Source organism: Halomonas sp. WWR20 (assembly GCF_054602495.1).
The window spans coordinates 51,030-71,715 of sequence record NZ_JBTRHR010000005.1 but is presented as its reverse complement, the minus strand read 5'-3'; the positions used below and the strand labels follow the sequence as shown (position 1 = coordinate 71,715).

General features: G+C 62.2%; 16 protein-coding genes. 11 read left to right on the top strand and 5 right to left on the bottom strand.

What is annotated here, in order from left to right:
- Window positions 1–284: 284 nt before the first annotated feature.
- Both ACW4DH_RS10790 and ACW4DH_RS10785 read left to right on the top strand, forming a co-directional pair.
- Window positions 285–1,322 (top strand): acyltransferase family protein, encoded by a 1,038-nt coding sequence (locus ACW4DH_RS10790; protein WP_459636401.1) that lies wholly within the window; start codon window positions 285–287, stop codon window positions 1,320–1,322.
- 348 nt (window positions 1,323–1,670) lie between these two features.
- Window positions 1,671–2,660, top strand: a complete 990-nt coding sequence (locus tag ACW4DH_RS10785) for a threonine ammonia-lyase (protein WP_459636400.1) — start codon at window positions 1,671–1,673, stop codon at window positions 2,658–2,660.
- Between the two features lie 4 nt (window positions 2,661–2,664).
- Here ACW4DH_RS10785 and ACW4DH_RS10780 read toward each other — a convergent pair whose 3' ends face one another.
- Window positions 2,665–3,123 (bottom strand): hypothetical protein, encoded by a 459-nt coding sequence (locus ACW4DH_RS10780; RefSeq protein WP_459636399.1) that lies wholly within the window; start codon window positions 3,121–3,123, stop codon window positions 2,665–2,667.
- A 390-nt stretch (window positions 3,124–3,513) separates the two neighbouring features.
- Here ACW4DH_RS10780 and chrA point away from each other — a divergent pair, with 390 nt between their 5' ends.
- Together chrA and ACW4DH_RS10770 are read left to right on the top strand one after the other, a co-directional pair.
- The gene (chrA, locus tag ACW4DH_RS10775; protein ID WP_459636398.1) at window positions 3,514–4,731 is read left to right on the top strand and encodes a chromate efflux transporter; all 1,218 of its coding nucleotides are present in this window, start codon (window positions 3,514–3,516) and stop codon (window positions 4,729–4,731) included.
- Between the two features lie 376 nt (window positions 4,732–5,107).
- Entirely contained in the window at window positions 5,108–7,042 is a 1,935-nt protein-coding gene (locus ACW4DH_RS10770) for a metallophosphoesterase family protein (RefSeq protein WP_459636397.1), read from the top strand.
- A 50-nt stretch (window positions 7,043–7,092) separates the two neighbouring features.
- Here ACW4DH_RS10770 and polA read toward each other — a convergent pair whose 3' ends face one another.
- A complete protein-coding gene (gene polA, locus ACW4DH_RS10765; protein ID WP_459636396.1) occupies window positions 7,093–9,900 on the bottom strand; it encodes a DNA polymerase I in 2,808 nt (935 codons plus the stop codon).
- A gap of 131 nt (window positions 9,901–10,031) precedes the next feature.
- Here polA and ACW4DH_RS10760 point away from each other — a divergent pair, with 131 nt between their 5' ends.
- The 4 genes from ACW4DH_RS10760 (at window position 10,032) to speA (ending at window position 14,864) form a co-directional block, all read left to right on the top strand.
- Window positions 10,032–11,231 (top strand): MFS transporter, encoded by a 1,200-nt coding sequence (locus ACW4DH_RS10760; RefSeq protein WP_459636395.1) that lies wholly within the window; start codon window positions 10,032–10,034, stop codon window positions 11,229–11,231.
- 113 nt (window positions 11,232–11,344) lie between these two features.
- Window positions 11,345–11,644, top strand: coding sequence for a DUF2782 domain-containing protein (locus ACW4DH_RS10755; protein ID WP_459636394.1), 300 nt, complete (start codon window positions 11,345–11,347; stop codon window positions 11,642–11,644).
- A gap of 90 nt (window positions 11,645–11,734) precedes the next feature.
- Window positions 11,735–12,691: a homoserine kinase gene (locus tag ACW4DH_RS10750; protein ID WP_459636393.1), complete on the top strand. Its 957-nt coding sequence runs from the start codon at window positions 11,735–11,737 to the stop codon at window positions 12,689–12,691.
- 268 nt (window positions 12,692–12,959) lie between these two features.
- The gene (gene speA / locus ACW4DH_RS10745) at window positions 12,960–14,864 is read left to right on the top strand and encodes a biosynthetic arginine decarboxylase (protein WP_459636392.1); all 1,905 of its coding nucleotides are present in this window, start codon (window positions 12,960–12,962) and stop codon (window positions 14,862–14,864) included.
- 151 nt (window positions 14,865–15,015) lie between these two features.
- On the opposite strand, the gene ACW4DH_RS10740 is transcribed toward speA, so the two are convergent.
- From ACW4DH_RS10740 to thpD, 3 genes are all read right to left on the bottom strand, one after another.
- Window positions 15,016–15,372 (bottom strand): hypothetical protein, encoded by a 357-nt coding sequence (locus ACW4DH_RS10740; RefSeq protein WP_459636391.1) that lies wholly within the window; start codon window positions 15,370–15,372, stop codon window positions 15,016–15,018.
- A 72-nt stretch (window positions 15,373–15,444) separates the two neighbouring features.
- Window positions 15,445–16,107, bottom strand: coding sequence for a fumarylacetoacetate hydrolase family protein (locus tag ACW4DH_RS10735; RefSeq protein WP_459636390.1), 663 nt, complete (start codon window positions 16,105–16,107; stop codon window positions 15,445–15,447).
- A gap of 113 nt (window positions 16,108–16,220) precedes the next feature.
- Window positions 16,221–17,165: an ectoine hydroxylase gene (gene thpD / locus ACW4DH_RS10730; RefSeq protein ID WP_459636389.1), complete on the bottom strand. Its 945-nt coding sequence runs from the start codon at window positions 17,163–17,165 to the stop codon at window positions 16,221–16,223.
- Window positions 17,166–17,625: 460 nt separating this feature from the next.
- On the opposite strand from thpD, the gene ACW4DH_RS10725 reads away from it, so the two are divergent.
- The 3 genes from ACW4DH_RS10725 (at window position 17,626) to ACW4DH_RS10715 (ending at window position 20,685) form a co-directional block, all read left to right on the top strand.
- Window positions 17,626–19,503: a diguanylate cyclase domain-containing protein gene (locus tag ACW4DH_RS10725; protein ID WP_459636388.1), complete on the top strand. Its 1,878-nt coding sequence runs from the start codon at window positions 17,626–17,628 to the stop codon at window positions 19,501–19,503.
- A 198-nt stretch (window positions 19,504–19,701) separates the two neighbouring features.
- On the top strand, window positions 19,702–20,139 hold the full coding sequence (locus ACW4DH_RS10720) for a universal stress protein (protein WP_459636387.1): 438 nt from the start codon (window positions 19,702–19,704) through the stop codon (window positions 20,137–20,139).
- A 369-nt stretch (window positions 20,140–20,508) separates the two neighbouring features.
- Window positions 20,509–20,685: a con-10 family general stress protein gene (locus ACW4DH_RS10715; protein ID WP_459636386.1), complete on the top strand. Its 177-nt coding sequence runs from the start codon at window positions 20,509–20,511 to the stop codon at window positions 20,683–20,685.
- Window position 20,686: the final 1 nt, after the last annotated feature.

Below are 20,686 nucleotides of genomic sequence, written 5' to 3'. Positions count from 1 at the left end.
ACCACCCCTTTTCAAGTTATCTCTGCGGCCGGATATGCCGCTGCGTCGTACCGAGTATGGCTTGTGCGCTGCATAGAACTGCACGCAGTAAAGTTGGCTTGGAAGCTCGGTGAGTCGTTCTCGGCTTTCATATCTAGGTTTATTGAGCGTAACTCACTGTCGATTGTCTTTTATTGCTCCGACTGATCTTTTCTCGTCTTGCATGGTCCCTCTTCCCGTATCGCTAGAACGCCGTTCACGGTCAAGGACGTCATGGAAATTCTTGGAAGGACGACAACGTTGTCATGCTAATTTCGGTACAGGCACTCAGAGCATTCGCTGCATGGCTGGTGGTGTTTCATCATTTCATGCAGGTCTTTTTCGATTTCGAAGCCGACAGACTGATGGGACACCTACTTTCGACCCGAGGTCAGGTGGGTGTGGATATCTTTTTCGTGATCAGTGGCTTCGTGATCTACGTCTCCACCGCCGGCAAGCACATCCCGTCGCGCAAGTTCCTGCTCAACCGCATCGCCCGTGTTGTACCGGCCTACTGGCTCTATACAGCAATCACTGCATTGATCATCTACTATGCTGGTGACGTCATGCCGGTCTATGGGCTCAGCGCCAAGGAGCTGGTGATGTCGATGCTGTTTCTGCCGAGCGAGAACCCCGGCGGTTTCGGTCTCTATCCAATCTTGCCGGTGGGCTGGTCGCTGAACTTCGAGATGCTGTTCTATGTGATCTTTGCGCTATCGCTTCTGGTCGCCGAACGCTATCGCCTGTGGGTCGCCGCCGGACTGGTGGTGATAATGTGCCCATTGCTCGCCACGCAGTCGTTCGTCAGCGACTTCTACACCAACCCGATCATTTTCGAATTCTTGTTCGGCATCGTTATCGGCGTAATTTACAAGCGCGGCTGGATCCCGGCCGCCACCTGGTCCCCCGCCCTCATCGCCGCGGCCTCCTTCGCCACGCCGCTGTCATTCAACGACCAGAACGACTTGCGCCTTTTGACCTGGGGCGTTCCCAGCGCCCTGCTGGTCGCCTCGTTCATTTCGATGGAGGCCCTGTTCGGAGGCAACCGCGTGTTCAAGGCGATGGGCGACTGGTCCTACTCGGTCTATCTGGTTCACATCATCGTGCTGTGGGTCGGTGACTACGTCCTGCGCCAGCGGCTCGGCATCCCCCCTTACACGACGCTGGCACTCTGCCTGCCGGTCATTGTTGCACTGTCCTGGCTGAGCTTCGAGATCGTCGAAAAACAGCTGTCCCATTCGCTAAAGCGAATATTATCGTCCGCGCCACGGCTGACTGAAAAACATTTCCGAAGGTCAGACTGAGCGTCTGTCGTCCAGAACGTGAAACGCCCGGTCTGCTCCGCAGCCACGCTCGCCGCGGGCCAGTATATCGGCCGATGCCATGTTCACTTCCAGGTCACTTAGCGGCCCCTGGGGCTGTACCGGCGTGCTGAATGACAAATGGCAGAAGACCAGCGTCCTTGGGATGCGCACCAGCGTTGCCGCTGCGCCTAACGGGAATAGCAGAAGAATGAGTCCCGCCAGGACCATCGATGGAGTGTTAAACCTCATGCTTCTGAACAATGCATTTGAAGGGCGGACAATTGTTGGCCAGTGTAATGCCATGCGTTCGCTACGCGACAGATTGCCTAACGCTTCGGAGATTCCGCCATGGTCACCCTCGAGCAGATACAGCAAGCCCGCGAAAGAACCGCCGATAGGCTGGAAGCGACCCCCATGCTCACGGATTTCGGACTCTCCGAGCGCTATCAGCGCCCCATCCGTCTCAAGGCCGAGCTGTTTCAGCGCACCGGCTCGTTCAAGGCTCGCGGCGGGCTCAACTGGATGCGCACCGCCAGCGCAAGCGAGCTTGCCCAGGGCGTGGGTGCCGTCTCGGCGGGCAATCATGCCTTGGGCCTGGCCTGGGCGGCGCAAGCCTCACATACACCGGTGACCATCGTCATGCCCGAGGACGCCAGCCCCTTCAAGGTGGCCGGTACCCGCGCGCTCGGCGCGCAAGTGATCCTGCACGGTGGCATCAACGAGGCCTGGTCGCTGATGGAGCAACTCGTCGAGGAGCGCGGACTGACGCTGGTCCACCCTTACGACGACGAACGCATCATTGCCGGCCAGGGCACACTGGCTCTGGAAATTATCGAGCAGGCCCCGCATGCCGCGGCGATTCTGTGCCCGGTCGGTGGTGGTGGGCTGCTTTCGGGTCTCGGCGTGGCCATTCGCGCTCTGCGTCCCGATATTCGCTTGATCGGCGTGGAACCTGCCGGCGCGGCAAGCATGGGCTACGCTTTCGCCCATGGCGGCCCGACCCGCCTACCCGCGCTCGGTACCCGGGCCAACAGCCTCGGCGCCGCCCTGGTCGGACGGCACACCTATGCCCTGTGCCGAGCGCATGTGGATGACCTGATCAGTGTCAGCGAGGAAGGCATTTACCAGGCCATGCAGTGGCTACTCGGCCACAGCAAGCTGTTTGCCGAGCCGGGTGCGGCGGTCGGTATCGCCGCGCTACTCGAGGGTCGGTTGCCCGATCTGCCGCCGACGGGCGATGTGGTGGTGGTGATTACCGGCGGCAACATGGGCTGGGAAGAGCTGGGGGAGTTTACCGCCCCGGCGATGGCGCCACCGGGGCGTCACCGACAGGGCTGATGCATCATGCGGCATGCTGCTTGCGGCAGGCTTGCATATTGACTCCCAGCAGGCCCTGATTTTCCTGCAGGATGCGGCACTGCATCAATGCCTGCTTGGTGAACGCCGCGAGCAGGCGGTCGAGATCCATCATCCCGCTGCCTTCACGCAGTTGGCGATAGAAAAGCACTGACTGCTGTTGGTCATGTAACGCCTGCGTCAATGTTGCGGCCGCCATGGCTTCATTCGTCACGAAAAACTGCTGTGCCAGAGCCGTCTCCGGTGAAGTCCGGGCAGGCTCCGGTGTTGGCAATTCGTCACTCAGTTGCAATTTCTCCGCTGCCTGCCACAGCGCTGCAAGGCGCTGCTCGCTTTCGCTGGCGAGCATTGCCAGCAGGCGGTGAATGCCGGTATTGAACGGCAAAAAGCGCAGCGACAGTTGCCGGTAACGCGTCGTCTCACGGGTTTCATGCGCAGAGGCCATGACCAGCAGGTCTCGGGACAAGAAAAGGTGGGCCGTCTGCCCAGTGGGAAAAGTCGTCGTTTGCGTCGTTGGGTACATGGTGATTCTATCTCCCTGATGGCACGGCGAGAGCTTCAATGACCATAAGCCCGTCCGTGGGCGGCATTACACGCCATGCATATCTCAGTTGTATGACACCGCATGCAAATCGACCAATAAGCACTCGATGCCAGATGCTGCATGTTAGTGAATGCTCAGCTGCCGCTAGAGCACCTATGTTAAAAACGCGCGTAACGATTTGTTCGTAGAGGCCACTGGCCGAAAGGCGCAACGCAGGGCGCCTTCTGGTGATGTAAATGTCATGGCGTACCACTAGCCTGTCATGCCCCGCTCAACATCGGAGAAGTCTGTATGGCCTCCTCGCCATCTGCTGCCGCCCCGCCCGCCGGCCACATCCGTGCGTGGACGATCTTTGGGATATTCCTGCGTCTGGGGCTCACATCGTTCGGCGGCCCCGTCGCTCACCTGGGCTATTTTCGCGACGAGTTCGTCAATCGCCGCCGCTGGTTCAGCGAGCAGCGCTATGCGGATCTCGTGGCGCTCTGTCAGTTCCTGCCCGGCCCCGCCAGCAGCCAGGTCGGCATGGCCATCGGCCTGCTCCAGGCCGGTTATCCCGGCGTCCTGGCGGCCTGGGCCGGGTTTACCCTGCCGTCCGCAATCTTGCTGATACTCTTCGCGTTGGGACTTGCGACCTGGGGCGAGGCTGCCCCCGCCGGGCTGCTGCAAGGGCTCAAGATCGCCGCGGTTGCCGTCGTTGCTCAGGCGGTATGGGGAATGGCGCGCACGCTCTGTCCGGATATTGCCCGCCAGACTCTGATGACGGCAGTGGCGTGCATGCTGTTGCTGGGGTCCGGTCCGGGGATACAGATCGGCGCTATCGTGGCGGCGGGTGTCGCCGGGCTGTTGCTGTGCAGGCCACCCCCCACCCGCGAACATGACGTTGTGTCTACGTCCCTTGATCGTCGCACGGGCAGTCTCTGGCTGAGCATTTTCGGCGTGCTGCTGGTCGGGCTGCCGCTGCTGGCAACGGCTTGGCCGAGCCAGGCAATGCATATGATCGATACCTTCTACCGCGCGGGCGCGCTGGTCTTTGGGGGTGGGCATGTCGTGCTGCCGCTGCTGCAGGCCGAAGTCGTGCCCAGCGATGTCACAAGCGATACCTTCATGGCCGGCTATGGTGCGGCACAGGCCGTGCCCGGTCCGCTGTTCACCTTTGCCGCGTTTCTCGGTGCGGCGATGAATCCGGCAGCCGGCGGCTGGCTCGGCGGCGTACTGTGCTTGCTCGCCATCTTCCTGCCATCGTTTCTGCTGGTGGCGGGGATGCTGCCGTTCTGGGAGCCGTTGCGCCGCAACACCCATGTGCGTGCAGCGCTGATGGGCATCAACGCTGCAGTGGTCGGCCTGTTGCTGGCGGCGCTCTACCATCCGGTGTGGACGAGCGCGATCCATCAGCCGCGAGACGTCGCCCTGGCTCTGCTCGCCTTTATCGCGCTGACGGCCTGGAAACTGCCGCCGTGGCTGGTGGTGCTCGGCTGCGGGGCGGGAGGATGGCTCCTGCAATCGATTTAACAACAGCCTTCTCGATAGCCGAATGGGCCGACCCCCTCAGGGACCCCGGGAGGCAATACCCGCGTAGGGTGTAGTATTGGCGTGACGCTGTGGCCGGAGCATGGCGACACGGCGGTAGCCGTCATGGCCAATGCCGACGCGGCACTCTACGCCGGGAAAGGGATGCGTTACCCTTTACGGAGAAGCCACGTCTCCCTGCCAAGACGGGCCGCTCGCGCCGCCGGTCAACTAAGCGGCCCCAGGCAAGTGATGTTAGTATCGCCAACGGAGGCGCCTAAGGCCGGATACCGAGGCCATCGCCGCCGAAGCCGATTGCCCCCAGCGCAACGCCAGGCAACGCCATCGTTTCATTCACGCTTCTTGCAGGTCGACTTTGATGGGTCCCGACAGCACTAGTGAGTCTCTTCCCGCCGTGCTCGCAGGGCCTCTGCTCAGGCGAATCACCCCCCAGCGGCTGTTGATCTGGCTGGTGGGCTCGCGCGCGCTCGAAATGAAGCTTGTGCTGCAGCCCGCCGGTCAGCCGCCGCGCCGGTTGACGCTAAATCAGCGCCGCGTCAGACGCCTCCCGCTAGGACGTCACGCCTGGCTGCACCTGATCGATGTCGCCCTGGACACGCCACTCCCCACCGGGGTGCGCATCGCCTACGATCTGAAGCTCATCGACGAGCAGGGCGACACCGGCATTGCCAGTTGGGCGCCGCATCTGCTGCACGACGGCGCGGCGCTGCCCGCCTTCGTGATCGCCGCGCGTCACCATCGCTTGCTGCACGGCTCCTGCCGTCGTCCTCACTACGACGGGCCGGATGGGCTGGTGCGTGCCGATGCCTGGCTCGCAGAGCGGCGCGACACGCCGCAGGAGTGGCCCGCCTGGCTGCTGATGACTGGCGATCAGATCTACGCCGACGATGTGGCCGGCCCGATGCTGGTGGCGATTCATGCGCTTATCCGCCGTCTGGGGCTGTTCGACGAACCCCTCGAGGGCGCCACGGTGGACGACAGCCAGGCGCTGCATGGGACTGATGCCCATTACTATCGGCGCCAGGAACTGCTGCCCACCAATGTCAAAGGCAGCGCCGCCCTGCGCGCACGCCTCTTCAGCGGCGTGCGCAAACCCGTGTTCACGTCGGACAATGCCAACAATCACCTGATCACCTTCGGCGAAATCATCGCCATGTACCTGCTGGTGTGGTCACCGGTGCCCTGGCGGCTGGTCGAGATGACACCGCCGCCGTTGGATGCCGACAACGCTCGAAGCTTCGAGGAGGAAAAAGCCGTTCTTCAGCGCTTCGTCGAGGGGCTCCCGGCGGGCGCACGGCTGCTGGCACACCTGCCGACGCTAATGATCTTCGATGACCACGATATCACCGACGATTGGAACCTGACGGCCGACTGGGAGACGACCGCCTACGGCCATCCCTTCTCGCGCCGCATCATCGGCAACGCATTGCTGGGCTACCTGCTCTGCCAGGGCTGGGGCAATGATCCGGACCGCCTGGCCGCGCCACTCGAGGAAACCGCCCGATTGCTGGAGGATGCGGCGCGCCGTCAGGACCGGTTGCCCGCCGCGCCCCATGACGCCATGATTCAGCAACTGTTGCGGTTCGAAGGCTGGGAGTACCAGATCCCCGGCTCACCGCCATTGATCGTGCTCGACACCCGCACCCGGCGCTGGCGCAGCGAGAGAAGCCCCACCCGCCCCTCGGGCCTGATGGACTGGGAGGCGTTGTCGGAGTTGCAGCAGCATATTCTGGACGCACCCTCGGTCGTCATCGTTTCGCCGGCGCCGATGTTCGGCGTCAAGCTGATCGAGGTGATCCAGAAGCTGTTCACCCTGATCGGCAAGCCGCTGCTGGTCGACGCCGAAAACTGGATGGCCCATCGGGGCGCCGCCAGCGTGATGCTCAATATTTTTCGTCATTCGCGTACCCCCGGGCACTACGTGGTGCTTTCCGGCGACGTGCACTACTCCTTCGTCTATGACGTGCGCATCCGTCAGCGCCGCGAAGGCCCCCGACTCTGGCAGATCACCTCCAGCGGAGTGAAAAACGCCTTCCCCGACACTCTGCTCGACTGGTTCGATCGCGCCAACCGCTGGCTGTACTCGCCGCGCTCGCCGCTCAACTGGTTCACCCAGCGCCGGCCCATGGAGATCCGTCCGCGAGACCCGGACCGGGCCAAGGCCGGCGAGCGGCTGTGGAACGGATCCGGCATCGGGCTGGTGGACCTCGACGAGCAGGGCCGTCCCAGCATGATTCGCCAGCTCGACGCTCGCGGCTTCGATGTGGTTTTTCCTCCCCCGCAAGAACCCTGAACCACGCGAAAACAGCGACCGGCAGTCCCGGGCCGTTCAGTCGCAGTGTGTCAGTGTGCCTCGTCCCAATTGGCACCGCTCTGCGCCTCGACGATCAGCGGGACCTTGAGCGAGCAGGCATTCTGCATGCGCTGCTTCACCGCGCCGATGAACTCCTCGACCTGCTCGGCCTTGACCTCGAAGACCAACTCGTCATGGACCTGCATGACCATCCAGGCATCGAACTCGCTCTCGCCTTCGAGCGGATGCAGCCAGGCGTCGACGTCGATCATCGCGCGCTTGATGACATCGGCGGCGGTGCCCTGCATGGGGGCATTGATCGCAGTGCGCTCGGCGGCCTGGCGACGGGCGTGCTGACGCGAGTTGATCTCCGGCAGATAGAGACGCCGGCCGAATACCGTCTCGACATAGCCGTCCGCGGCGGCTTGGGCGCGAATGTCGTCCATGAACCGCGCCACGCCGGGATAGCGGTCGAAGTAACGTTCGATGTAGGTCTGCGCCTGCTTGCGCTCGACCCTCAGTTGCTTGGCCAGCCCCCAGGCACTCATGCCGTAGATCAGCCCGAAATTGATCGCCTTGGCACTGCGGCGCTGATCGGGCAGCACCCTGTCGGGCGTGGTGCCGAACACTTCGGCGGCAGTGGCGGTATGGATGTCGCGGTCCTCGGCGAAGGCGTCGAGTAGCCCTTTATCCTCGGAGAGATGCGCCATGATGCGCAGCTCGATCTGCGAATAGTCGGCGGCCACGATGGCGTAGCCGGGCCGGGCAACGAACGCCTGGCGGATCTTGCGCCCTTCCTCGGTGCGGATAGGAATGTTCTGCAGGTTGGGGTCCGAGGAGGACAGCCGCCCGGTGGCGGTGACCGCCTGATGATAGCTGGTGTGGATGCGCCCGCTGCGCTTGTTGATGAGCAGCGGTAGCTTATCGGTATAGGTCGACTTGAGTTTGCTCAGTCCGCGATGGGCCATGATCACCTTGGGCAGCGGATAGTCCAGCGCCAGTTCCTCGAGTACCGCTTCGGCGGTAGACGGTGCGCCCTTGGGGGTCTTCTTGATCACCGGGATCTTCTGTTCCTCGAAGAGGATCTCGCCCAACTGCTTGGGCGAGCCGAGGTTGAACTCACGCCCGGCCAGCTCGAAGGCTTCCGCCTCCAGCTTGCGAATGTTCGCCTCGAGCTCCCGACTCTGGGTATGCAGGCGCTCAACATCGAGTGCCACACCGGTGCGCTCCATGCGTGAGAGCACCGGGATCAGCGGTCGCTCCAGGATGTCGAGCACTTCCGCCAGCCGCCCTTCGGCCTCGATACGCGGGCGCAGCGCGCAGTGCAGGCGCAGGGTAACGTCGGCGTCCTCACAGGCGTAGGGCACCGCCTGCTCGAGAGCGATCTGATTGAAGGTCAACTGCTTGGCACCCTTGCCGGCGATATCCTCGAAGCTGACGGTTTTCTGGCCGAGATATTTCAGTGCCAGCGAATCCATGTCATGGCGCGTGGCGGTAGAATTGAGCACGTAGGACTCGAGCATGGTATCGGTGAGCGGCCCCGCCACGCGAATGGCATAGTTGGCCAGCACCGAAATGTCGTATTTGAGGTTCTGACCGATCTTGCCCTTGGCTGGGTCTTCGAGCAGCGGCTTGAGCGCGGCGAGTACGCTGTCGCGATCGAGCTGATCCGGCACGTCGAGATAGTCGTGGGCGAGCGGGATGTAAGCCGCCTCGCCGGGCTCCAGCGCTAGACCCACGCCGACGATTTCGGCCTCCATGTAGTTGAGGCTGGTGGTTTCCAGGTCGAAACAGAACGCCTCGGCCGCCGCGAGCCGCTTAAGCCAATCGTCGAACTCGGCCTGGGTAAGAATCAAACGGTTCTGGCAGGCGGAGACGCTGGCCGGTGGCGCATCGCTATCGAAGCTCTCTCCCACTTCGCCGCCCGCCGGCGTGCGGCGGGCCGCGGTGCCTGAGGCCACGTCGTCGACGCCTGTATCCTGGCCGGCCAGCAGCTCGGAGAGCCAGCCCTTGAACTCCAGCTCGCTATAGAGTTGTTTTAATGCCTCGCGATCGGGATGAGCGATGTCGAGATCCTCCAGCCCCACCGGCAGTTCGCAATCGGTCTTGATCGTCGCCAGCCGATAGGAGAGAAAGGCCTGCTCGCGGTGCTCCTCGAGCTTCTTGGGCAGCGACTTGGCACCCCGGAAGCCGAGCGCCTTGACCCGGTCGAGATCCGCATACAGCGTGTCCAGACCGCCACCGATGCCCTGCAACAGCCCCAGCGCGGTCTTTTCACCGACGCCGGGCACGCCGGGAATGTTGTCGACCTTGTCGCCCATCAACGCCAGATAGTCGATGATCAGCGCCGGCGGGATACCGAACTTGGCCTCGACGCCGGCCGCGTCGAGTGTCTCGTTTTTCATGGTATTGACCAGCGTAATATGGCCATTGACCAGTTGGGCCATGTCCTTGTCGCCGGTGGAAATCACCGCGTCGCGCCCGGCTTCGGTGGCATGGCGCGCCAGGGTGCCGATGACGTCGTCGGCCTCCACTCCCTCGATGCACAACAGCGGCAGGCCCAGCGCGCGAACACAGGCATGCAGCGGCTCGATCTGGTCGCGCAGATCGTCGGGCATCGGCGGCCGGTGAGCCTTGTACTCCGCGTACAACTCGTCGCGAAAGGTCTTGCCCTTGGCGTCGAAGACCACCGCCATGGGACTGTCCGGGTACTGTTTGATCAGGCTCTTGAGCATGCCTATCACGCCCTTGATGGCGCCGGTGGGCTGACCCTTGGAGGAGTTCAACGGCGGCAATGCATGAAAGGCGCGGTACAGATAGGAAGAACCGTCGACGAGGACGATGGGAGTGCTGGCCATGGAAAAGGCATCCGTTGCGAAACATTCAATCCCCCCATGATACGCAAGGGCGGCGGCGGCGTCAGGCGCACTCTGCTTCGCGACTCGGCTATGATGGGTTCTGACTTCATGGACTGCCGGCAGGAGCCTGAGTGGGTTATCGAGAACTGTTTCGTCAACAGGGCATGCTGCTGGGCATCGCGCTGTTCGCCGTGTTCAGCGGCAATCTGGGTCAGAGTTTCTTCATCGGCCTGTTCCAGGCACCGATCGCCGAGCGGCTCGGCTTGAGCCTCGGCGGGTTCGGCACCGCCTATTCGCTATTGTCGCTGTGCGCCGGCGTGGCAATGCTGTACGTGGGGCCGCGCCTCGACTGGGTCGCTCCACGGCGCTACGCGCTGGGTATCGTCGGCGGGGTGCTGCTCGGGGCGCTGCTTCTCACCCTGTCGCCCTGGGTGCCGCTGGCGCTGCTCGGACTCGGCCTGGTGCGGCTATGCGGTCAGGGGTTGCTGCTGCATTTCGGCATGACGCTGGCAGGGCGCGAGTTCCCCGACTTCAGAGGCCGGGCGCTGGGCGTGGTCAGCCTCGGTGTGCCGCTGGGCGAGGTCGTGCTCGCGCCCCTCGTCGCAGTGCTGCTGGTGTGGTTCGGCTGGCGCGAGCTGTGGTGGGCGCTGACCGCCCTGCTGGCGCTTGTCTGGCTGTGGCTGTTCACACGCACAGCTCACTGGCCGTCTGCCACCGTGCGGGTAGACGCGACTTCGGCGAGACCCAGAGGCCCGCGTCCGCTGCGCGAGGCGCGTTTCTGGCGTCTGCTGCCGCTCCTGCTGCTATTGCCGGTGACCATGACCGGCATCTTTCTCTACCAGGCGCAGATGACCCGCGATCTGGACGCGGCTATCGCCACCTATGCGCTGGCGCTGACCGGGCGCGGACTGATCCGCTTTCCCGGCGCGCTGCTCGGCGGACGCTGGGTCGACCGCCTGGGTGCGCGGCTGCTCGCCCGGCTCTATCTGGTGCCTTTTGCGCTGGGCCTGCTGGCCGTCGTCACCCTGGGCGGCGATCTGGGAATCTGGGCGCTGATGCTGGGCAGCGGACTGACCGTGGGCCTGCAGGAACCGGTCGTCAACTCGCTGCTGGTCATGCTGTGGGGCAGCGAGCATCTGGGGCGCGTTCGCGCCACGCTCAGCGCGGCCATGGTCTTCGCCACGGGATTGACCCCCGCAGTGTTCGGCCTGCTGCTTCAAGCCGGTGCGACATTCCCGATGCTGATGGGCGGCATTCTCGCCTGCCTGGCCATAGCCTGGGCACTGGCCCAGCGCGACATCGCCAGGCTCGACAAACCTCACACGCATTAACCAACACGTGGAAAAACCGCGGCTCGCCACGTGTAGAAAGGTAGTTGTCCGTAGCGTTTGGTCATACACTAGTAACAGCAAATCCTGTTGCATCTGGCCCTGAGGAACCTGCCATGAAGATACTGCGCACTGCTCCCGCCCTGGCGCTGGGCCTGCTCACGCTGTTCGCCACGCCACTCGTGTCCGCTCAGCAACAGGAAGGCGAAGGCCCGGCGCCGGACGTCACTATTCGCCAAGAGGACGATCGCACCGTCAAGGAGTACCGTATCAATGGCCAGCTCTACGCCATCGAGATCGTACCTGCCGCGGGACCGTCATATTATCTGATCGACAGGGACGGGAACGGCAATTTCGAACGTGCAGACGATGCCAACCGGGTGGTACCGCCGAGCTGGGTGCTGATCCGCTGGTAGCCGGCCTCGCTCCGGTCACCTCATGATACGGTAGGACTGCCCGCAGCGAGCCGCTACAATAGCGCGCTTGGCAATCCGGGCGAGAGAGACATGGCCGTATTCACCCCCTTGAGCGAGTCGCAGGTTGCGACCTTTCTGGAACGCTTCGATGTCGGCTCGCTGGCATCGCTGGAAGACGTTCCCAGCGGCACGGAGAATTCCACCTTCTTCGTGACCACCGATCAGGCCCGCATGGTCTTGACCCTCTTCGAGCAGGGCGAGTACGAGGAGCTGCCGTTTTTCGTCGACCTGCTGGATTACCTCGCCGAACATCGCCTGCCGGTACCCGGCCCGGTACACGACCGCGAAGGCGTCGCCCTGCAGCGTCTCGTTGGCAAGCCGGCGCTGCTGTTTCCACGCCTGCCCGGCAAGAGCCCGCATGCGCCAAGCCTGGCGCAGTGCCAAGCTCTCGGCGACGCTCTGGGGCGCATGCACCGGGTTTCACAGCACTTCGAGGGCCAGCGCCCCAACCCCCGCGACCTGAACTGGCTGACAGCGACCCACCCCAAGGTGATGGGTTATCTGTCCGCTGACGATCAGCGGCTGATGGCGGAAGAGATCGACACCTACCAAGAGACGTTTGCCGCCACGCCGGAGCTACCCCAAGGCGCATTGCATGGCGACCTGTTCCGCGACAATACTTTGTTCGACGGGGATCGGCTGGGCGGCATCATCGATTTCTACAATGGCTGCACCGGCGACCTGCTGTTCGATCTGGCCATCGTCGTCAATGATTGGGCCAGTGAAGACGACGGTACGCTCAACCGACTGCGCTACACCGCGCTGCTTAGCGCCTATCAGGCGCGCCGTGCGCTAAGCGATGACGAGCGCCGCGTGTGGCCGATGATGCTGCGCATGACCGCGCTACGCTACTGGCTGTCCCGGCTGCTGGTCGTCTATGTCGACCCGCCCGCGCACGCCCTGACGCCCAAGGACCCGCAACAGTACCGCACCCTGTTGCATCAACGTATCGTCCACGGCGCCCTGGGGCTGCCCGATGCTGAATAGTCGCCACGCCGATTCAGCCAGGTTTCGTCTGGGAAGCCGATACGCGCAATCCAGACAAGGCTAGAACCGGCTCTTGACCGGATTTGTGCACGCGCCGATTTCTAACACCCTCTGGGCAAGCGCAGACACTTTGCAAACAAACCATAGGAATACCGGGCCGCCAGCGTCATAATGCGGCCCCTTTGCTTTTCGCACCACGACCGGCCTCAGGTCCGGCCACTCTTGTTCAGGCCTCTTTGCAGGTCACGCCGTTTCGCAGGAGAGCTCAATGACTGCTACCGCCGCCCAGGCCCGCCGCACCTACAATATCGATCAGTGGGGCAGTGGCTATTTCGACGTCGATGACCGCGGCCATGCCGTCGTGCGCCCGCTGGGCAGCGAGGTCGAGGGTCCCGCCCTGTCGCTCGACACCCTGGTCGATCAGCTGCGCCAAGCCGGATTGCGTTTGCCAGTGCTGGTGCGTTTCACCGACATCCTGCACGACCGCGTCGAGCAGCTGTGCGCGGCCTTCGATACGGCGATGCGCGAGGAGTCCTTCCAGGGCGGCTACACCGCGGTCTATCCGATCAAGGTCAACCAGCAGCGCCGGGTGGTCGAGGAGATCCTCGCCACCCAGGAGCGCGGCCGCGGCCGTGTCGGCCTCGAGGCCGGAAGCAAACCCGAACTGTTGGCGGTGCTGGCGCTGTCCACCGACAACTCGTCGCTGATCGTCTGCAACGGCTACAAGGATCGCGAGTACGTGCGCCTGGCGCTGATGGGCGAGAAGCTCGGCCACCGGGTCTACTTGGTGGTGGAGAAGTTCTCCGAGCTCAATCTGATCCTCGAGGAGGCCGCGCGTATCGGCGTGCGCCCGCGCATCGGCCTGCGCGCACGCCTGGCGTCGGTGGGCAAGGGCAAATGGCAGGACTCCGGTGGCGAGAAATCCAAGTTCGGCCTCACCGCGACGCAGATCCTCGGCGTGGTCGAGCGACTGCGCGACGCCGGAGCGCTTGCCAGCCTGCAGCTGGTGCACTTCCACCTCGGTTCGCAGATCGCCAATATCCGCGACATCCAGCGCGGCCTGCGCGAGTGCGCACGCTTCTACCAGAGCCTGCGCGAGATGGGCGCACCGGTGGATACCGTCGACGTCGGCGGCGGGCTGGGCATCGATTACGAAGGCACCCGTTCGCGCAGCTTCTGCTCGATCAACTACTCGATGCGCGAATACGCCAGCAACGTGGTGTGGGCGTTCCATCAGGCCTGCGAGGCCGCCGGACTGCCCCATCCGCACCTGATCTCGGAATCCGGCCGGGCGTTGACCGCGCATCATGCGGTGCTGGTCACCAACGTCATCGACGAGGAGCGCATCGGCGAGACCGCACCTCCACGCCGGCGCGCCGAGGACGACCCGCAAGTCGACGAACTGTGGCGCGTCTATGATCGGCTCGAGACCATGCGCGAGCCGCGCGGCCAGGTCGAGGCGTATCACGATCTGGTCCAGGCCATCGGCGAGCTACAGGAGCGCTTCGTGATGGGCATGGCCGACCTGGACGCCCGCGCCGAGGGCGAGGCGGTGTACTTCGCCGCCTGTCAGCGCCTGCGCTCGCGCCTCGACAGCCGCAATCGCGCCCACCGTGAAATTGCCGACGAGCTAGGCGAGAAACTCGCCGACAAGCTGTTCGTCAACTTCTCGCTGTTCCAGTCGCTGCCCGATGTGTGGGGCATCAAGCAGGTCTTCCCGGTGCTGCCACTGACCGGGCTGGACCGCGAGCCGACCCGCCGCGGCGTGATCCAGGACATCACCTGCGACAGCGACGGACGTATCGACCGTTACGTCGATGGCCAAGGCCTGGAAAGCACCCTGCCGCTGCCCGAATGGGACGACCAGGACGACAAGCTGCTGGGACTGTTCCTGGTCGGCGCCTATCAGGAGATTCTCGGCGATCTGCACAACCTGTTCGGCGATACCGATTCGGTGGATGCCGCCCTCGATGCCGACGGCCAGATGCGCTTCTCGAACCTGCAGTACGGCGACAGCGTGGCCGATGTATTGCACTACGTGAACTTCGACGCCAAGGTGCTGCGCGAGCACCTCGAGATGCAGCTGAAAAGCAGCGGCCTGCCACAGGACGAGCGCGAGCTGTTCATGGCCGATCTGGTCGCCGGATTGGAAGGCTATACCTATCTTGAGTGACTCTTGCCTCCGGGGCTTGACGCCCCGGAGGCAGTGGAGCACAACCCAGCCCGTTGCAGGAAGCGAAACACCCCGCCAGTGACTGAGCTGGCGGGGTGTTGGCGTGATACCGAGGTGGCGGACATCGCGATTGGACGGCGCCTGCCCACACTCATTGGCGCATGGGCGTTACGCGTACCCCGGACTCGGCGGGTTCGGGAGGCTGCACCGGGTCGGAAGGCGGGGGGGCATTGGGTGCCGCCTGAGCCTGCGGGGCACGGCGCGCGTCGTCCGTGCCCTGCGCATCGCCCGTGAACAGACGCTGTGTCCAGTCCGCTCCTTGATTGAGGCCTTCACGGGTACCGTCGAGGGCGCGGCGCCCGGTCACAATGACCGCCTCACCAGCATTGCCGAGCAACTCTCCGGTAGCATGCGCCGCACGTCGCGCCTTGTCACTCAGGGTGTCGTCGGCCATGACGGCTGGCGAGACCAAGAGTAGAGCGGTAAATAAGACATGATGAGCTTTCATGGCGTTTCTCTCGCAGCAGTTCGGTAATCCGATTTCACCATCCGTTCTCAAACGCTCCGGACCGCCATCGGTTCAGGCGGTTCGTGTGGTTATCTCAAGCTGATCCGTCAGCGCCAAATGTAGCTCGGCATTACGCGGCAATACGCCGACACCGGCCGGCGTCCCGGTCAGGACGACGTCACCAGGCGCCAAGGTGAAATGCCGGGATATCTCCGCGAGTAGCGCAGGCACGGAAAACAGCATGTCACGTGTCTCGCCAGTCTGGCGACGCTGTCCGTCGATATCCAGGTTAAAGGTCAGCGACTGCCAGTCCGGCACTTCGTCGAGGGCGACGAAACTCGACAGCGGGCAGGCGCCATCGAAGCCCTTGGCCCGCTCCCAGGGGTGGCCCTTATCCTTGAGCTGCGACTGTACCTCGCGCAGCGTCAGATCCAGCGCCAGGCCGATGCCCGCCACGCCACGCTCGGCCTGCTCGGGTGTCGCCCGGGTCAGTGGCGTGCCGACCAGCAGCGCCAGCTCGGTCTCGAAGTGCACCTCGCCACGCTCGAACTGCACCGCGATGGGCTCCTCCAGCGCCACGGCGCTGGTCGCCGGCTTGATGAACAGCAGCGGCTCGCGGGGTACCGGATTGTCGAGTTCCCTGGCGTGCTCGGCGTAGTTACGCCCCACACACACAATCTTGCCTAGAGGCTGGGAAAAGGCTCGACCATCGGTAAAACGGGGCATGAAGGCCATCACAGGCTCCTGTCGGAAATAAGCCACAAAAAAGGCGCCGCTGGCGGCGATAGAGGTTGAGTCTATCGCCGTCAGCGGCGCCTGACACCCTAGCGATGAGATTAACCGCCAAGTCAGTGCGTATCGGGTTTCCACTCTTCATCCGGGCCATGCGCCAGGAAGGACGGACGCGGACGCTTGGCACCATAAGGAGCCTGACAGGCATTATCACGCCGGTTATAGACAAAGAAGGCGTTGCTGCGCGGGTCCGGCGACATATTGGCGTTGGAGCCATGCAGGGTATTGCAATCGAACAGCAGCAGCCCGCCAGCGGTCCCGGTCGGCGCCTCGATGCCGTTGGCCTCGATCAGGCGGCGCAACGCCTCATGACTGGGCACACCGAACTCCTGATTCTTGAGCGAGCGCTTGTGGTTCTCGTCGGGCGTTTCCCCCAGACAGTGCACGAAGCACTTGTGCGAGCCGGGAATCAACATCAACGGTCCGTTGTAGTGATGATTGTCGGTCAGCACGATGGAGGCACTGACGGCATGCATCTCGGGCATGCCGTCCTCGGCGTGCCATGTCTCGAAATCCGAGTGCCAGTTAAAGCCCTTGCCGTGAAACCCGGGCTTGTAATTGATACGCGACTGATGGACATACACGTCGCCACCCACAATCTGCTGCGCGCGGCCCATCAGGCGTGCGTCCCTGGCGAGACGAGCGAATTTCTCGGAGAGAAAGTGCACGGCAAACAACGAACGGATTTCCTGGCTGTCAGGCTCGGTAATCGAGAAATCACGCCCACGAAAGTCATCGCGGTCGAGCAACCATGCCAGCTCGGTGCGTAATGCCTGCACCTCTTCGGGGGATAGAAAGTTGGGTTCAAATAGAAAGCCGTCGCGCTCGAAGCTATCAAGCTGCTCGCGGCTGAGTGGACCATCCTCGACGCCCCCTTTCACCACCGCATCCTGGCGGGCGAGCCATGGCGCATCCTGCGGCTGGCTCAAGCGGGTCGGGTAACGATCGTGGTTTCGATCCTGAGTGGAAATGTCATGACGCATTGCGGTCTGTACTGACATCCAATCACCTCCTTAGGTTTGTGATCAGCGTGCTGTTCCAGTCCTGGTGCAGAGCACCGTAGCCACCTGGTAATTTAAATCCCTGATTTCTTTAAAGGGAAATACATCGTAGAAGACCTGAAAAAACTTTCAAGCCGTCAAAAGGTCCCATGCCGCCGAGCCGATATCCTTCGTCGTTTCGCTGACGCACCCCGGCCGATGGCGGCGCCGTAACGTTTATTAGCGTTAAAAGCCTGCTAATGCTTTTGTATGGCGTTTCTGCGACGATCTGCCACGTCTTTTAGGAACCATACGCCAGTCCCGCTCCTTGAGCTCTGAGCGACATACCATCACAATCTCCGTTTCGCTTGGATCCGTTGGGCCTATCAGCCCTGTTTTCAAGGTTCTTGCCCTCCGCTCGTTCGTGTGACGGGGAGATGCCACGCTTGTCTGTTATGACACCACCAGCCACACCAGCGCCATGCTGTTAAAAAAACCTCGTTACCTCCTGGTCGGGCTTGGCACGCTTGCCGTAGCGACAGCCGCGTTATTGCTCGGCATCGGGGCTCACAATGAGTACGAGCGGGATCTTGTCACCTTGCAGAAGCAGTTGGAGGCGCAGGCCGTTCTGTTATCGGAGCATGCCGAGAGCTCCTTCTCCGCAGCGGAGCTGATACTCACGGAAGTCGCATCCGAGGTACAGCTACGCCGCCTGGACGGCTATGTCAGCAGCTCCACGCTGTGGGGCCCCATGTACCGCACCGTCATGCGCTCGCCACAGATCGGCGGCATGCTGATTGCCGACGCGCATGGCGAGACGGTATTTATCGCCAACAAATTGCCCAACGCAACGATCCAAGGCGTCGCTCAATATGATTTTTTCCAGACGCTTCGAGACGGTAGTGAACTGCATATCGGCGCGCCCATCACGGTACGCGACAGTGACGATACCCTGATTCCAGTGAGTGGGCGTCTGCAGAATAGCAACGGCGAGTTTGTCGGCGTGGTGGCCGTGTTGCTGGATGCCGCCTATTTCAAAAATTTCTATACCCGAGCGCAACGCGATCTCGATCTGCGTATCGGCATGTTCCGCGAAGATGGGGAATCATTGATTCTTTACCCGGCGCCCACCGGAGCAATGCCGTCCGGAATAAACGATGCGGTTGAACAAATTCTGGCTCACGATGGCATCTACACCTCTATCGTGGTTTCGCCGCTCGACCGCCTGCCAAAGATCGTTTCTCTGCGCAACCTTTCCCTGTACCCCGTCGCGCTGAGCGTGGCCTACGACTATCAGGCCTTCTTGCAAACACTGCAGCCGACCTTTATCCGCTATGGCATGATCTTTCTGGTGCTCTCCTCGGGCATCACTCTGGCCATCTACCTGCTCGACCGTTCGATACGCAACTCTGCCAGACTTCGCGATCGGCAGTTGAAGGTCCTGCGCAAGCAGCAGGAAACGGAACAGCTCTGCCATGCGATTGCACGCAACATTCCCAACGGCAATGTCGTTGTCTTCGACCGCGAGCTGCGCTATGTCTTTGCTGATGGTCAGGAGTGGCGCAACAGCGCCGGCAAGCGCCTCAAGATACACATCGGCCAGCCGATCCATGTGGATTTCCCGGACGAGGCCAGCGAGATGTTGCAGTCCTTGGGACAAAACGCTTTGGCGGGCCACAAGGCGGAAGCCGAGTTGCGTTACGGCGAGCGCATTTACAAGATTACCGCCGTGCCGCTCCCCGGCGATCATGGTGAGATTCACCGTGCCTTGGCATTGTCTCAGGACATCACGTCCTTCAAGGAAGACCAGCAGAAGCTCGAGAGGCTCAACCGACAACTGCACATCCTGTCGACCCGGGATGAGCTGTTGGGAGTCGCCAACCGCCGAGAATTCGACCGCCTGCTCGAACAAGAGTGGCGGCGCTGCGCACGTGAGCGACTGCCGCTGGGCCTGTTGATGATCGATGTCGATTACTTCAAGCGTTACAACGATGCCTATGGCCATCCGGCAGGTGATGCCTGCCTGCAGCAGATTGCCGCGGTACTCAAAGAGTCCGCGGCACGCCCCGGCGATCGGGTCGCACGCTATGGCGGTGAGGAGTTGGTCATCTTGCTGCCAAGCACCGATATCGAAGGAACCCAGCTGGTCGCAGAACGCGTCCATTCTGCCCTTGCCGCCCGGGCCCTCCCCTTTGCCGACTCGCTGGTCAGTGATCATGTCACCGTCAGCATCGGAGCCGCCTCAAGACGACCCCGCCACGACCAGGCCCCTGAGGTATTGCTGAAAGAAGCCGATACGGCGCTGTACAGTGCCAAGCATGAGGGCCGTGACCGTACCGTCACTGCGCTCCCGGCCTGACACGGCATCGCCAGAGGCCCTCTCTCAGCGGGCACTACCGATTTCAATTCAGTGAGCTCTCCACTCAGCAGCTACGCTGATGATACGGTTTCCAACAAGGCCGTGAGCCGGCACATACTGAGTCATGCTGCCGATTCTTATCATTGCGTGCCGCCTCTCAGCGGTGGCGTGCTGCATCATGGACACCGGGAGTGACTTATGTACAAGACACTACTGATCCCTATAGACGGTTCCGAGAATTCGCACAAAGCACTTAAAGTGGCGTCTCAACTCGCCAAACCCTCACATGCCAAGCTTTATCTATTACATGTTTCGGAGACTCTGCCGGCCGGCGACGTCGTGGGCCTGGGAGTAGGTGCCACGCAATATATCGGCTCACCGGAGGAGGAGAGACAGACGGGGCGCTTGACTCTCGACGAGGCAGTCCATGCCGCCGGGCTGGAGGGGAGTGAAACTCATTATCTGACTCGCCAAGGTCGTCCCGCCAACGTCATCGTCGAAGAAGCCAAGGCACTGGATGCAGACGCCATCGTCATGGGCAGCCGTGGCCTGAGCGACCTGAAGGGGCTGGCGGTAGGCAGTGTCTCTCACAAGGTCAATCATATTGCTAACTGTACGGTAATCACCGTGCATTAATCTCATCCTGATAGCGACCTACCTTGGCGCGGTCGTATCAGGTCTTTTCGCGCGGGGATCGGTCGGTTGTATTCCTCATCGGCACTATGCCCTAAGCGGAAGTTATCACTCCACATGAAAGCGAATGTTGTTTCCGCTAAAACAATCTCACGACAAGGGAGCTAGATTAACATCGATACTAAGTTCAATTGATACGTTATAAATTGTAATCGCAAAGGGCGCAGGCTTGCGCCTAGGGCGCCTTGGTTCTATACCTGAGCTGACGACGCTGCAAGCGTGTTATTTTTAATATCCCTTGTGGTGCGTGTGGTGCTTGCCTCTAGCGTCAAGCTCAACCCTAGGCGTCTAGACCCGAAGTAGGAGGTCGATATGGCTGAACATCGCGGTGGTACTGGTAATTTTGCAGAAGATCGCAAAAAAGCGTCTGAAGCGGGCCAGAAAGGTGGTGAACATAGTGGTGGCAACTTCAAGAACGATCCGAAAAAAGCCTCTGAAGCTGGCAAGAAAGGTGGTGAACATAGCCACGGAGGAGGAAAAAAATCCTAGC

Coding starts and splice junctions, on each gene's coding strand:
- ACW4DH_RS10790 (WP_459636401.1), top strand. CDS start 285: ATGCTAATTTCGGTACAGGCACTCAGAGCATTCGCTGCATGGCTGGTG.
- ACW4DH_RS10785 (WP_459636400.1), top strand. CDS start 1,671: ATGGTCACCCTCGAGCAGATACAGCAAGCCCGCGAAAGAACCGCCGAT.
- ACW4DH_RS10780 (WP_459636399.1), bottom strand. CDS start 3,123: ATGGCCTCTGCGCATGAAACCCGTGAGACGACGCGTTACCGGCAACTG.
- chrA (WP_459636398.1), top strand. CDS start 3,514: ATGGCCTCCTCGCCATCTGCTGCCGCCCCGCCCGCCGGCCACATCCGT.
- ACW4DH_RS10770 (WP_459636397.1), top strand. CDS start 5,108: ATGGGTCCCGACAGCACTAGTGAGTCTCTTCCCGCCGTGCTCGCAGGG.
- polA (WP_459636396.1), bottom strand. CDS start 9,900: ATGGCCAGCACTCCCATCGTCCTCGTCGACGGTTCTTCCTATCTGTAC.
- ACW4DH_RS10755 (WP_459636394.1), top strand. CDS start 11,345: ATGAAGATACTGCGCACTGCTCCCGCCCTGGCGCTGGGCCTGCTCACG.
- ACW4DH_RS10750 (WP_459636393.1), top strand. CDS start 11,735: ATGGCCGTATTCACCCCCTTGAGCGAGTCGCAGGTTGCGACCTTTCTG.
- speA (WP_459636392.1), top strand. CDS start 12,960: ATGACTGCTACCGCCGCCCAGGCCCGCCGCACCTACAATATCGATCAG.
- ACW4DH_RS10740 (WP_459636391.1), bottom strand. CDS start 15,372: ATGAAAGCTCATCATGTCTTATTTACCGCTCTACTCTTGGTCTCGCCA.
- ACW4DH_RS10735 (WP_459636390.1), bottom strand. CDS start 16,107: ATGGCCTTCATGCCCCGTTTTACCGATGGTCGAGCCTTTTCCCAGCCT.
- thpD (WP_459636389.1), bottom strand. CDS start 17,165: ATGTCAGTACAGACCGCAATGCGTCATGACATTTCCACTCAGGATCGA.
- ACW4DH_RS10725 (WP_459636388.1), top strand. CDS start 17,626: ATGCTGTTAAAAAAACCTCGTTACCTCCTGGTCGGGCTTGGCACGCTT.
- ACW4DH_RS10720 (WP_459636387.1), top strand. CDS start 19,702: ATGTACAAGACACTACTGATCCCTATAGACGGTTCCGAGAATTCGCAC.
- ACW4DH_RS10715 (WP_459636386.1), top strand. CDS start 20,509: ATGGCTGAACATCGCGGTGGTACTGGTAATTTTGCAGAAGATCGCAAA.